This window comes from Coleofasciculus sp. (assembly GCF_046565525.1).
Lineage (GTDB): Bacteria > Cyanobacteriota > Cyanobacteriia > Cyanobacteriales > Coleofasciculaceae > Coleofasciculus.
Genome location: NZ_JBKHUP010000061.1, coordinates 16194 through 28347, shown reverse-complemented (window position 1 = coordinate 28347; position 12154 = coordinate 16194). Strand labels below are relative to the sequence as shown.

General features: G+C 44.4%; 12 protein-coding genes and 1 pseudogene. 7 read left to right on the top strand and 6 right to left on the bottom strand.

Annotation, left to right across the window (positions count from 1 at the left end; translation table 11 throughout):
• Positions 1 to 71: 71 nt before the first annotated feature.
• Entirely contained in the window at positions 72 to 209 is a 138-nt protein-coding gene (locus tag ACLGGO_RS21220; RefSeq protein WP_446420806.1) for a hypothetical protein, read from the top strand.
• Between the two features lie 59 nt (positions 210 to 268).
• On the opposite strand, the gene ACLGGO_RS21215 is transcribed toward ACLGGO_RS21220, so the two are convergent.
• Positions 269 to 1240, bottom strand: a complete 972-nt coding sequence (locus ACLGGO_RS21215) for a GNAT family N-acetyltransferase (RefSeq protein ID WP_446420805.1) — start codon at positions 1238 to 1240, stop codon at positions 269 to 271.
• Positions 1241 to 1657: 417 nt separating this feature from the next.
• Between ACLGGO_RS21215 and ACLGGO_RS21210 the strand changes: the two genes are divergently transcribed.
• A complete protein-coding gene (locus ACLGGO_RS21210; protein ID WP_446420804.1) occupies positions 1658 to 2572 on the top strand; it encodes a DUF4007 family protein in 915 nt (304 codons plus the stop codon).
• Complete coding sequence (locus ACLGGO_RS21205) at positions 2569 to 5991, top strand: hypothetical protein (protein ID WP_446420803.1); 3423 nt, start codon at positions 2569 to 2571, stop codon at positions 5989 to 5991. The genes ACLGGO_RS21210 and ACLGGO_RS21205 overlap by 4 nt, the downstream gene beginning before the upstream one ends.
• Positions 5992 to 5998: 7 nt before the next feature.
• On the opposite strand, the gene ACLGGO_RS21200 is transcribed toward ACLGGO_RS21205, so the two are convergent.
• Both ACLGGO_RS21200 and ACLGGO_RS21195 read right to left on the bottom strand, forming a co-directional pair.
• Positions 5999 to 6598: a hypothetical protein gene (locus ACLGGO_RS21200; RefSeq protein WP_446420802.1), complete on the bottom strand. Its 600-nt coding sequence runs from the start codon at positions 6596 to 6598 to the stop codon at positions 5999 to 6001.
• 18 nt (positions 6599 to 6616) lie between these two features.
• A complete protein-coding gene (locus ACLGGO_RS21195; RefSeq protein ID WP_446420801.1) occupies positions 6617 to 6955 on the bottom strand; it encodes a hypothetical protein in 339 nt (112 codons plus the stop codon).
• 88 nt (positions 6956 to 7043) lie between these two features.
• Here ACLGGO_RS21195 and ACLGGO_RS21190 point away from each other — a divergent pair, with 88 nt between their 5' ends.
• On the top strand, positions 7044 to 7586 hold the full coding sequence (locus ACLGGO_RS21190) for a helix-turn-helix domain-containing protein (protein ID WP_446420800.1): 543 nt from the start codon (positions 7044 to 7046) through the stop codon (positions 7584 to 7586).
• Between the two features lie 114 nt (positions 7587 to 7700).
• Positions 7701 to 8729 (top strand): annotated as a pseudogene (locus ACLGGO_RS21185) (cysteine desulfurase family protein); the annotation flags it as partial.
• Positions 8730 to 8891: 162 nt separating this feature from the next.
• Here ACLGGO_RS21185 and ACLGGO_RS21180 read toward each other — a convergent pair.
• The 3 genes from ACLGGO_RS21180 to ACLGGO_RS21170 all read right to left on the bottom strand — a co-directional run bounded on the left by ACLGGO_RS21180 (position 8892) and on the right by ACLGGO_RS21170 (position 9937).
• A complete protein-coding gene (locus ACLGGO_RS21180) occupies positions 8892 to 9341 on the bottom strand; it encodes a type II toxin-antitoxin system VapC family toxin (protein WP_446420799.1) in 450 nt (149 codons plus the stop codon).
• The gene (locus ACLGGO_RS21175; RefSeq protein WP_446420798.1) at positions 9338 to 9580 is read right to left on the bottom strand and encodes a hypothetical protein; all 243 of its coding nucleotides are present in this window, start codon (positions 9578 to 9580) and stop codon (positions 9338 to 9340) included. Before ACLGGO_RS21175 ends, ACLGGO_RS21180 begins: the two co-directional genes overlap by 4 nt.
• Before the next feature lie 81 nt (positions 9581 to 9661).
• A complete protein-coding gene (locus tag ACLGGO_RS21170; RefSeq protein WP_446420797.1) occupies positions 9662 to 9937 on the bottom strand; it encodes a hypothetical protein in 276 nt (91 codons plus the stop codon).
• A gap of 152 nt (positions 9938 to 10089) precedes the next feature.
• Between ACLGGO_RS21170 and ACLGGO_RS21165 the strand changes: the two genes are divergently transcribed.
• Both ACLGGO_RS21165 and hcp read left to right on the top strand, forming a co-directional pair.
• Positions 10090 to 10269 (top strand): hypothetical protein, encoded by a 180-nt coding sequence (locus ACLGGO_RS21165; RefSeq protein ID WP_446420796.1) that lies wholly within the window; start codon positions 10090 to 10092, stop codon positions 10267 to 10269.
• A 213-nt stretch (positions 10270 to 10482) separates the two neighbouring features.
• Positions 10483 to 12132, top strand: a complete 1650-nt coding sequence (gene hcp, locus ACLGGO_RS21160; RefSeq protein WP_446420795.1) for a hydroxylamine reductase — start codon at positions 10483 to 10485, stop codon at positions 12130 to 12132.
• Positions 12133 to 12154: the final 22 nt, after the last annotated feature.

The following is a 12154-nucleotide window of genomic DNA, read 5'->3' as shown; positions in this document are numbered from 1 at the left end:
ACAAAATTTTTTTTTGGGGAGTTCCTGGGGTAAAGATGCAGGGGGCGGGGTAAGCCTGTAGAGACGTTCCGGTGGAACGTCTGGAACATATTGGTCGGGCGGTGGAACGTCTGGAACACGTTAGTCGGGGCGGGCGCGAGTCACTTATGGGTAAAGCTAGAAACGATAAGAGTAAAACCCGCCCCTACACAGGTACTACGCCCGATTAGCGAAGCGAAGAGTTTTCCCCAATCAACAAATGACGAATGACGAGCCTCACCGTTAACTGTCAGCCGACTACTGACAACTCTTTCACTAAGCTAATATGAGTCTTTACGGTACTAAAGCCAACGGATTCATAAAGCCGCAGCGCCCCCAACACGTTTTTCGCATCAACGCCCAGTTTGGCTGTCTCCACACCAGCCGCCTTGAGTTGTTGCATCCCAGCCAATAACATGGCTCGTGCTAATCCTTGCTTCCGAAAGCCTCGCCTGGTTCCTAGAACCGCAATCTCACCTTCACTGCGTCCGTTGCGTTGATTCTCTTCAGGATTAATACGACAATAGCAGAACGCCGCATACGTCCCATCTGGAGCTATCGCAATTAGACTAAATTCCGGTTTGTAGTATGGGCTTTGTAATTCATGTAGCACTCGCTCAACGGTTAACTCATGATGATTCCAGTGATCGATAAACGTCTGGTTGTACAGTTCTACATACGCCTCAGCATCCTGTTCTCCTTTGCTGTAACCCAGGGTGAAGCCTTCTGGAAATCGGGGTTCTGGGATGGGTTCCTGGAGACTTCGCACCATGCTAAAGAAGTAGCGATCGCGCTTAAAACCACAACGTTCTAAAATGGCAATCCGATCCGTTTTATCGGCGCGAGAACCACAGCGCACTTTTACAGGTAAACCTCGTTCTCGACTCACCTGGCGCAAGCGTTCCTCAGCCCAGGCGATAATCTGTTCCTCTAAATCACCGCTTCGTGCTGTCGGATGAACCCGAAACCCTAGAAATCCATCAATCAGAGTATCAGTAGGAATAATCCACAGCCGACCAAAACCAATAAGCTGATCATCGGCATCCTGCCAAAGAAAGAGATCCCGTTCTTTATCAATACAGGGGTCATCAAAGGATTGCTTGAGTTCCGTGACAGATGTGCCTTCTTCAAGCTGATCAACGGTTTCACAGGTATTGATCAGATGCGCGATCGCGTCTAAGTCTGCTTCCCCCTGATAGGGACGCCTGGTAATAGTACTCATCGTTAAATATCCTTAACATAAGCAATTTGACTGTGTGTTGCTGCAATTTGTGCAACTCCATACGTAATTTACTACATGTATACTACAAGTTGGAGCAAGAATAGCACTTCATCCTGTCGATTCACCCAATCGGGTGAACTCGTCGCCCAATCTGAAGAGGTTTCTGTCCCCCAATCAATTGACTACTAAAAACCGCTATATTTATTAAAATTTATTTTTCTAGCCTTTTTCATAAAAGTATTATCAATGAATAAATTATATGGGAATAATGTTATTCATTTTTTAATTGGGATAGTTATTTCGGATATTTCCTAAAAAAATTAAAGACGAAAAAATAAAGTTTATTCGGGGTTTACAAAAAAGCCTTGACAGGGTATATTTGTACTAAACCGTATAATTGATCAAGAAATAGTTACAGTGACCCGAACATCCCCAGCAGAGACTTCACCAAAAGAAGTTGCCCCTATTTTTGCCCGCCACGAAACCTTCCACCCAAGGTTTAGTTGGCTCAAAAAAGGATTTGATGCGGCTCGTCAAGACTCCAGCGTATTTCTAAAAGACGATGCCCCCGTTATTTTAGGGGTGGGGAAAAACATGGTACGTTCTATTCGCTACTGGTGTCAAGCGTTTAAGGTTCTAGAAGAAGACAATCCGACTGATTTCGGGTGGAAACTTCTCGATGATAGGGGTTATGATCCATTCCTCGAAGATCCAGCTTCATTATGGTTACTTCATTGGTCTCTGCTTAAACCGCCTTGTGAAGCCGCTGCTTGGTACTACGCCTTTAATGTATTCCGTCACGTTGAATTTACTGCTGACGATTTGCTCAGAGGACTCAAAAACTATAGAACTGAATTAGGAACTCGTACCGCTGAATCGTCTCTCAAGAAAGATGTCACCTGTATTCTCCGTATGTATAGTCAGCCAGAAGGGAAAACGAAATTAATAGAAGACTCAATTGACTGCCCTTTTGCCGAACTAGGAATTATCCGGATGACAGTAGACGCTAAATACTATACCTTCCGTATTGGACAAAAAGTCAATCTTCCGGCTGAGATTATTGTTACAGCTTGTTTAGATTATGCTCAAAGTTGTGGCAGTTCAAAAACCATTTCAGTTTCTAGTCTGACTTACGACACGGGGAGTCCTGGGGTTGTCTTTAAACTCCCCGAAAGTGCGATTGCCGAAGCAATTGAGAAAACATCTCGTAGCAGGAAAGGACTTGCCCTTTCTGATACCGCTGGATTAGTCCAATTTTCGTTTACTCAAGACGCAACTGTACTTACAGAAGAGATATTAAATCAGTATTACCGAACGAGAGGTCATCAATGAATCGTCAAACGCTTGAACAATATTTTAGTCTCAACCGTCGTTACTCTCGTTCAGTGAACTTAGAGCGAGATTTAACTCGACCAGACGCTTTAAAGGGTTATGTTTTGACGGAACGAGCAGTGGAGGCTTTGCGACGAATTTTAAAAGGCTTAACCACGGCTGAAGCCAATCATGCTTGGACGTTAACCAGTGTTTATGGCACCGGAAAGTCTGCGTTTACCCATTATCTTACCTCTGTTTGCGCCCCTGCTCAGAGTCAGATGCGTTCCTCTGCTTTAGAAATTGCTCGGCATACATTAGATGCAGAAAGTAGTGACTATCAAGCGTTAACCAAACTTCCGGAAAAGGGTTTATTTCGAGCTGTAGCAACAGCCGCAAGAGAACCGATGAGTCATACAATTGTGCGGGGATTGCTGCGAGGAGCAGAGACGTTTTGGAGTTCTCCTGCACAGCGGAATCAAATTCCTGTGTTTTCTAAGTTGGTGGACTTGGTAACCGACATTGAGTCAGGAGAAATCATTAAACATCGGGAAATTCTTGAGTTAGTCCAGGATGTTGCTAAAGCAGCGAATACAGGGGTATTTCTGGTTATTGACGAATTAGGTAAAAATCTGGAATATGCTGCTTATAATCAAGGGACAGAAGACCTCTATGTCTTACAACAATTAGCGGAACTTCCTGGAGATAGCAAAACTCCGATTTATATTTTAGGTATTCTCCATCAAGCCTTTGCCGAGTATGGACAACGATTAGCTACAGTTCAGCGGAATGAATGGGCGAAGATTCAGGGGCGATTTGAGGATATTCCGTTTACTGAATCTGCCGGACAAATGATGCGGTTAATCGAGAAAGTGATTAACTTTGAAGGCTCTGATAAAATTGCCTGTGGTTTGCATAATTATGGCAACGAGTGGTCAGAGGGATTAGCATCGGTTTTGACAGGAGAGGAACTGCCAACTAATATCTTTAAGGGCGTTTATCCCCTACATCCTCTATCCGCCTTGGTGTTACCGACACTCTGCCATCGTTATGCCCAAAATGACCGTTCCTTATTTACCTTCCTCACCAGTGCTGAACCTTATGGCTTGAGAAACTTTCTCCAAACGGTCAGTCTTGACGGGGAGAGTTTAAGTTTACCGACTCTGAAATTAGATTGGATTTATGACTATTTCATTGAAGCGGCGGGGATGGGACTGGCATCTCGTCCTAATCTACAACGATGGGTGGAAATTCAAGATTTGATTGCTGATGCGAGGTATTTAGAACCCGATTATCTCAAGGTGCTGAAAGCGATTGGTATTTTGAATCTGGTGACAACAACTGGGGCGACTCGGGCGACAAAGCGGTTAGTCACGTTGGCAATGTGTGACTTTCCCAATAACGAGGATCAAATTGCCTATTGGGAAACGGTGATTGAGGGTCTTTTGCGAAGGGGAGTGATTACCCATCGTCGCACAATGGATGAACTGCGAATTTGGCAGGGGTCTGATTTTAATGTTGATCAGGAACTCTCGCAGTATCTGGAAAAAGACCGTTCTTCCTTGGTCAATTTGCTATCATCCCTACGTTCATTGCCACCAATTGTAGTACAACGGCACAGTTATAAAACAGGGACATTACGCTATTTTGAACGGCATTATCTGGATACCACATCGGATTTAACGCAACTGTGCTGCGACAGTGCTGATGCGGATGGTTATGTGGGATATTGGGTGGATGATGAATCACCAACTCAGGTTCCCGCCGTGACTGACGATGGCAAACCTTTGGTTTTACTGGGTGCAGCCAAACTAGATGTTCTTCGCTTACGTAGCCGAGAATATGCGGCTTTGAAAGCGATTCAAGATACAGCATCAGAATTACAATCGGATGGGGTAGCCCGCAAAGAAGTACGATTTCGGGTGGTTCAAGCCGAACAGCTTTTGGATGAAACCCTGGCGCAAGCCTTTGAGATGACCGGGAATGACCAGCAATGTTGGGTACAGGGGGAAGCAGAACGGATTGGTCACATTACGGATTTTAATGCCAAGCTGTCCGACCTGTGCGATCGCGTCTATGATCAAAGTCCGATTCTCTGGAATGAACTGATTAACCGCCGGGATCTCACCTCCCAAGGCGCAAAAGCTAGACGGGAACTGATTACAGCAATGGTTGAACGGGGGAATCAGGAAAAGTTAGGGCTAGAAGGCTATGGTCCGGAAGTGAGTATGTACTATTCCCTGTTAGGGGAAACTGGTATTCACCGCCAGGAGGAGGGGGAGTGGGACTTTTACCCACCCTCGGAAGGGTCTAAAGTGGGTTCCTTTTGGCAAGCGATTGAGGAGTTTTGTTTATCCGCTAAAGAGAAACCCAAAACCCTTGACCAAATTTATCAGCGTTTAGCGGCTGCACCCTACGGTATCAAACCTGGGGCGATTCCGGTGATGTTAGCGGCGGTTTTGCTACACCATGTTGATGATCTGGGGGTTTATCGAGATGGGACGTATATTCCGATTTTGGGTTCAGAACATTTTGAGTTATTGGTCAAAGATCCCTCGCGGTACGCGGTGAAGTATTTTGAAGTTGTGGGGTTGCGATCGCAGGTGTTTAAGGAACTCGAAGCGATTTTACGCCAATCGAAGCTTAAGAAAGGGAAAATCCGCAATGCTACGCTGTTAACGGTTGTGACTCCTTTATATCAATTTGTTAATCGGCTTCCGGCTTATACGAAGCAAACCAAGCGAATTAGTCAGGAAGCGCAGAGGGTTTTGACTGCACTCAAGGATACAACTGAACCCGATGAGTTGTTGTTTACCCAGTTACCCAAGTCCTTCAATTTACCGCCGATTGAGACAGACGCCGGGGATGATGGGACTATTGCCAAAAGCTTGCGTTCGCAACTGGTGCAGGTACTACGGGAGATTAATACGGCTTACGAAGGCTTGTTGAGTGAATGTCAACGCTTACTGCACAATGCTTTTGGGGTCAGTAGTCGGGAACAAAAGCTACGGGAAGAATTGCGGGTGCGATCGCGTCCTTTGGTGGGAAAATGTGTGAGGGGAACACTGGATCTGTTTACCAAAAGGGCGGTGGATGAGGAGAAGACAGACGGGGAGTGGTTAGCAGCCTTGGTAACGATTTTCGCCGATAAGCCAGTGGAGTCATGGACGGATGAAAATGTCACGGGGTTTGAAATTAAACTATCAGATTTAGCGCGGCGGTTTAAGAATCTGGAAGCGTTAAATCACGAAACTCGGAAGGGGGATGGGTTTGATGCGCGTCGTATTACGGTAACCCAACCGGATGGACAAGAAACTCACCGTTTGGTGTGGGTTGAGCATGATCAATCCCAGAAGCTGGATCAGTTAGTCGAGAAAGTGTTGCAGGAGGAGATTTTGCAGGATAATTCTCAACTCAACAAAACCTTAGTTTTAAATTGACACTTCCTCAAAAAATAAGTTTGTATTGCATCCCAGGAATTTCAAACTTAGAAGTAATTTTCCTGAATCGCTTTTTTGATTCAGCATCCAAGCGGATCATAAACTGGTTTCGCTGATTTTCCAGAATGCTAGATGATAAACCAAACCTTGATTTAAGAATATCAGCTAATAATTTTACCTCTAGCTCAGAAAAACCAAACGTATAAAAGAAGATTCCCTCGGTTGAACAGCCATCATCACAAAACCAAACTGTAAGCGCAAAATCAGTTAAATATTTTTGGATGATATCTGTTGGGATAACTTTTTGTGAACTGTACCACTGTGAATGAAGTTTAGTAATCTCAGGATGTACCGTTGTCTTTAACCACCAACCTTGATATCGTTTTCCCGTCTTGGTGTGGGGTGACGACAAACGCTCATCAAAAGAACAAGGAAAATATTGTTTGAGGAAATTATGCTTCCATTCCAAATATTTCTGATTGCTTCCCCCTTCAGCATAACGAGCATTACGTCTCTTAGATTGTCTTTCAAGTGAACCATCCCCCAACAGACAACCCGTTATAAACTCATGAAACTTCTGATCAATCTTTTTCCCGTTATACTGCAAATATCGAGATCTCTTTTTTTACTCTCTACCCCGTTGTTGTTTCATACGAGAGTTAAGCCTTGGCAGATCTGGATAAAGTTCTGCATACTCTTGAACCGTTAAACCATGCGTCTTTAGATGTTTATAGCCAATCATTTCAAATTGTCGGTTACATACAGCACAAGTCACCATATCAAAACCTCGTTGTTGAAACTCTTTGATCCGTTGCTGTTGGCGATGTTGATCGAATACTCTTATACATTGTCTGTAGTACGTTGCTTTGCATTGTTCGCTCCCGCAAGTTTTGCTACAAGCAGGATGAGCCAAGCGAGGAGCTACAAGCTGTCCACAGACAGCACAGTTAAAAGGTGTTTGCATTTTTGTTCTTTGTTGTTTTACTTGATAACATCAAATGTTATCATAAATGCTAACTAAAGGTTAGCTTGGCTCTGCCATAATTGAAACTATGGGAAAAGCAGGTCAAGCACTCAAACAAGTCTTAACGTCTTACGACATCAGCCAAAGCCAACTGGCTACAGAGTTGGGGGTTGAGCGTCCTATTGTCTTTCGTTGGTTTCATGAGCAGACAGATCCCACTGCTGAAACCGTCGCGGAGATTGTCAGAGCTATTCAAATCATTGATCCAGAAGCCTCTAGAGAGTTTGTTGAGCTTTACTTAGGTCATCTGACAACCAACGCACCTATGAACTTGATCAGACTTGACTCTGGACAGCTACCCGAATCAGATCAAGTTGATGTAGTTGCACTATCTCGCCTATTTTCAAACACCACCACATCTTATAAATACCTCTTTTTCCTGTCTCTTCTAGTCCTGAGTCATCAAAAATGGTTAAAAGCCGTTGAATTCCATATTTCTGAGTTAAAGATGAGCGATGCTGAAGATCTACTCGACATCGAAAAATTAAGGAAGGCATACGAACTAACGATTAATCCTTTGATGTCTTTAGCTACTATTCAAGGCTTTAGCCCGGATTGGTCATATCACTGATTTAAAGTTCAATAGCACTGTTATTTGTATTAGTGGAGAAGTCCAAGCTGACCTAGGCAAAATGTTGATCCAAGCCCTCCGCCGTACTTTAGAAGAGTATGGCATTGAAGACGCGATCGCGCTGCCCAAGCCGTTTCCCAAGCTGCTCAATATCTAGCTCAATTAGTGGGCGCATCCCCGAAAGAAATTATCTTTACATCGGGGGCAACCGAAAGTATTAATCTTGCAATTCAAGGGACTATCGCCGCCAGTCATGACTCTTCACCCCGCATTGCCATCTCTCCTGTAGAACACCAAGCGGTTTTAGACACCTGTAAAGCATTAGAGAAAAAAAGACAGGCAGAAATTATTTACCTTCGCGTTGATTCCCAAGGCAGGTTAGATTTAAACCACCTTGAACAAACCTGTCGGGATGGGGTTTCCTTGCTCTGCGTTATGGCAGCTAATAACGAAATTGGGAACATCTATCCCATTGAAAAAATTGGTCGTATTGCCCAGAACCATAATGTTCCTTTCTTATGCGACGGTTCCCAAGCCGTAGGTAAAATTCCGATTAACGTTGCTGAATGGGGAATCACCTATTTAGCTGTGTCAGGACATAAATTTTATGCTCCTCAAGGCATTGGCGCTTTGGTACTCAAACGAGGTTATACCCTAGAGCCAATCCTATTTGGGGGAGGACATCAAAAAGGATTAAGATCCGGTACGCTGAATCTGCCTGGAATTGTCGGTTTAGGGGAAGCTTGTCGGTTGCGACAGTTGGAGATGGTACAAGATGAGAGCGCGATCACTACTAAACGCGATCGCCTGCAAGCCCAATTAGCAGAAAAAATTCCCGAACTTCTAATTAATGGAGATATTAACTCCCGTCTGGCTGGAAACCTGCATATCTCTATTCCAGGTATTCCCAACAGTGCCATGATCGCCAGAGTACGTCGAAAATTAGCCATTTCCAGGGGATCAGCTTGTTCATCAGGCGTAGAAGCCCCTTCTCATGTCTTGCGTGCGATGAATCTTCCTGAAGATGTTATTGAGGGAGCATTACGAATCGGAATCGGGAAATTTACGACAGAAGCTGAAATTGATCAAGCGGCGGATATTTTAGCGAGTACAGTTAAAGATATTTCTCGTTTACTCGCCTAGAACGCCTAAACTGAAGTCTCAACATGGCTACGGGATTGAGAAATAATTAGGGTTGGCTGCATTAATCTGGAAGGTATACCCGACAATGGTTCCAAGACATTCACCGCCCAATCTGAAGAGGTTTCTGTCCCCCAACAAATTGGCTACTAATCAACTTGTACGTTAAGGATTGATTAATTCTTGAGGATGTACAATAGTGATGTTCTGTGTGACTGTAAAATCTTTGGGATTAAACGTCAGCAGATGTGTAATTGCGTGGGCTAACATGACGGCAACAATTCGAGCATCATGGGTACGTTTACCCATTACTTTGTTGGCACTGACTAAACGTAACCAGTTGGGGAAAATGTCTGGAGACTCTTCCAATAAAGGAAATTGAAGCAGAAGTTGTTGGATTATGTCATGGACTGGCTCTGTTGTCCATCCTAAACCATTGACCTCAACTGGGCGGGTAGCAACTACCCAAAATTCAATCAGGACTTGTGCTGTAAGAAAACACTCGTCACCCTGGTTCAGCAATTGATTAACGGCATCTACAGCTAGAGTGTGATCTAAATCCGAACGATTACACAAGCGTAGGACGATATTAGTATCTAGCAGGTATCGCGTCATTCCTCATAAATGCTATCTCGACTAATCGCTTCTATTGATAAACTTGGACTATTTTTAGGTAGTTGTGATACCCATTCCCGAAAATATCTCGCCCGTTCCGTTGGTGTGAATCTTTCCCAAATAGGAGTTGATAAGCTGACTCGCCCAAGCTGATAGTTAATGAAAGCAGCGACGACTTCTAGTTGCTCCTCGCTCAGCTTGTCTATTGCATTTTTCAGGGTTTCTCGCCGTGTAACCATTGCTTTGTTGAGTGTGATAACCTCTGTAAACTAAGATACCTTACTGAGGGAAAATCTAGGTGTGAAATCGCAGCTTTCTAGTCAAGCTATAGCTTCGCCTTGTTCAACGCCTGCATCAGAGAGCAATTTTACCGCCAGACGACGTTCTTGAGTCTGGCATTCGTGATTCTGCCCAAGCCGTAATTTGCCTGTAGAGAGAGTCAACTTCTTGGGATAAACACGGAACCAGAGAACACCATCAAAGACATCGCCCTCTGCGGGAATCATCAACCCCGCCAATGCGATTAATTGACCATCCCCATCTTCCCACAAGCGAATATCCCGTTGCTGATCCACTAACGGCGCATCAAATTGCATTAATATGTCAGATACTGGAGACTACTCGTCGGGCGGATCAACGGCGGCACAGGTTTTCAGGAAGGGTGCGATCGCGTCTAAGTCTGCTTCCCCACAGTAGGGACGTCTGGTAATAATACTCATCGTTAAATATCAAGCGATTTAAGTGTGTGTTGTCTGGAAACTCACCGATTCGTATAACCGCCGCGCCCCGGAAAGAATCGGGCGCATGGTTTATAGGAATAGACGTAATTATTGCCACAACGGATACCGAAGACTTTAACCGATTGCTCAAACAGCATCATATTAAAGCTAGACGCTGGAAAGATATTAAACCTGGGCTAAACAGTTGAAAACTTGAATTTCTACCTAAAGATAGAGGTAATTTTGATCCATTAGCCTTGTATTTGTAGGGGCGCAAGGCTTGCGCCCAAAAAACTGGCATGAAGCTGTAAAACTTCTTTACAAACTGCCGGAAATTACAAAAATTGACTTAAGTCAAAGCGTTATCTGCCAAAAATTTCCTAGAGTAGAGACATAGAGACTGATATAGGAAAAAGTAACTCATGTTTTGCGAACAGTGTGAACAAACCGCCAGTGGTAATGGCTGTCATCAATGGGGCGCATGTGGCAAAAGCCCTCAACTTAACGCCGTTCAAGATTTATTAGTCTACTGCTTGCGCGGACTTGCGCCAGTGGTTATTAAAGCCCATCAGTTAGGCATTTCTACTCACGATGAGGATGTCTTTACCTGCGAATCCTTATTCGCCACGATGACGAATGTCAATTTTGACCGGAAACGCTTTACTCAGTATGTCCGTGACTGTATCGAGAAGCGAGATAATTTAAAAGCTAAAGTCAAAGAAGTTAGCCCAGAACCCGTCAAATGGACAAGAGTGTCTGGGTATCATCCTGACTTTAATGAGAGTTTAGTCGAACAGGGTCAAGATTTGGCATTAGGCTTCATTAGTGAATCGGCGCGGGATGTTGATATCTTCTCCCTGAAACTCACGGTTCTCTATGGGATTAAGGGTGCTGCTTCCTACACCTTTCATGCCCAAGAATTGGGACAAGAAGATGAGCAGGTGTATCACTTCATTCAAGAAGCCTTAGATGCCCTGAATCATCAAGATTTCACGTTGGATGATTGGGTAAATTTAGCCTTAAAGGTGGGAGAAATGAACCTGCGGGCGATGGAATTATTGGATGCGGGACATACCAATACATACGGACATCCCACGCCAACCCCTGTTCCCCTGAATCCCCGAAAAGGCAAAGCTATCCTTGTCTCTGGACATGATATCAGACAACTGGAAGCTATCCTGAAACAGACGGCGGATACAGGGATTACTGTTTACACCCACGGTGAACTTTTACCCGCTCACGGTTATCCTTTACTCAAACAGAACTATCCCCATCTGTATGGGCATTATGGTACAGCTTGGCAGAATCAAACTAAAGAGTTTGCTAAGTTTCCGGGGGCGATTATTGTCACTACCAATTGTTTGATGCCGCCCCATGACACCTATGATGAGAAACTGTTTACGATTGGTCCTGTTGGGTTTGCCGGCATCAACTATATTCCGGCGGAGGAGGGTAACATCCCCGACTTTAGCCCAGCAATTCAAAAATCCTTAGATATGCCTGGGTTTGTGGAAGAGCAACCCCCGCGTCAGGTAATGGCAGGATTTGCTCGGAATGCGGTGTTAAATGTGGCGGATCAAGTAATTGATGGGGTTAAACAAGGTAAGATTCGTCACTTCTTCCTAGTTGGCGGCTGTGATGGCGCGAAACCAGAGCGCAATTACTACACTGAATTTGTGGAAAAAGTACCGGAAGATTGTATTGTTCTCACTCTAGCTTGTGGTAAGTTCCGTTTCTTTGACAAGCAGTTGGGAGAAATTGGTTCTCTGCCTCGGTTGATGGATGTGGGACAATGTAATGATGCCTATTCCGCGATTCAAATTGCGTTGGGATTAGCCAAGGCGTTTGATATGGATGTGAATCAATTGCCTTTGTCGATGATTCTGTCTTGGTATGAACAGAAGGCGGTTGCTGTGTTGTTGACGCTGCTGTATCTGGGAATTAAGGATATTCGTTTAGGTCCGACGTTACCCGCGTTTATTTCTCCGAATGTTTTTAAATTGCTGTCGGAGAAGTATCAGTTGAAGGCGATTACAACACCGGATGAGGATTTGGCGGCTTGTTTGGGTTGAGTTAGTTAAGTGAGGGGGTGTG

Bases quoted from the DNA above. Each gene is read 5' to 3' on its own strand.
- ACLGGO_RS21215 (WP_446420805.1), bottom strand. From the start codon at position 1,240: ATGAGTACTATTACCAGGCGTCCCTATCAGGGGGAAGCAGACTTAGAC.
- ACLGGO_RS21205 (WP_446420803.1), top strand. From the start codon at position 2,569: ATGAATCGTCAAACGCTTGAACAATATTTTAGTCTCAACCGTCGTTAC.
- ACLGGO_RS21195 (WP_446420801.1), bottom strand. From the start codon at position 6,955: ATGCAAACACCTTTTAACTGTGCTGTCTGTGGACAGCTTGTAGCTCCT.
- ACLGGO_RS21190 (WP_446420800.1), top strand. From the start codon at position 7,044: ATGGGAAAAGCAGGTCAAGCACTCAAACAAGTCTTAACGTCTTACGAC.
- ACLGGO_RS21180 (WP_446420799.1), bottom strand. From the start codon at position 9,341: ATGACGCGATACCTGCTAGATACTAATATCGTCCTACGCTTGTGTAAT.
- ACLGGO_RS21175 (WP_446420798.1), bottom strand. From the start codon at position 9,580: ATGGTTACACGGCGAGAAACCCTGAAAAATGCAATAGACAAGCTGAGC.
- ACLGGO_RS21170 (WP_446420797.1), bottom strand. From the start codon at position 9,937: ATGCAATTTGATGCGCCGTTAGTGGATCAGCAACGGGATATTCGCTTG.
- hcp (WP_446420795.1), top strand. From the start codon at position 10,483: ATGTTTTGCGAACAGTGTGAACAAACCGCCAGTGGTAATGGCTGTCAT.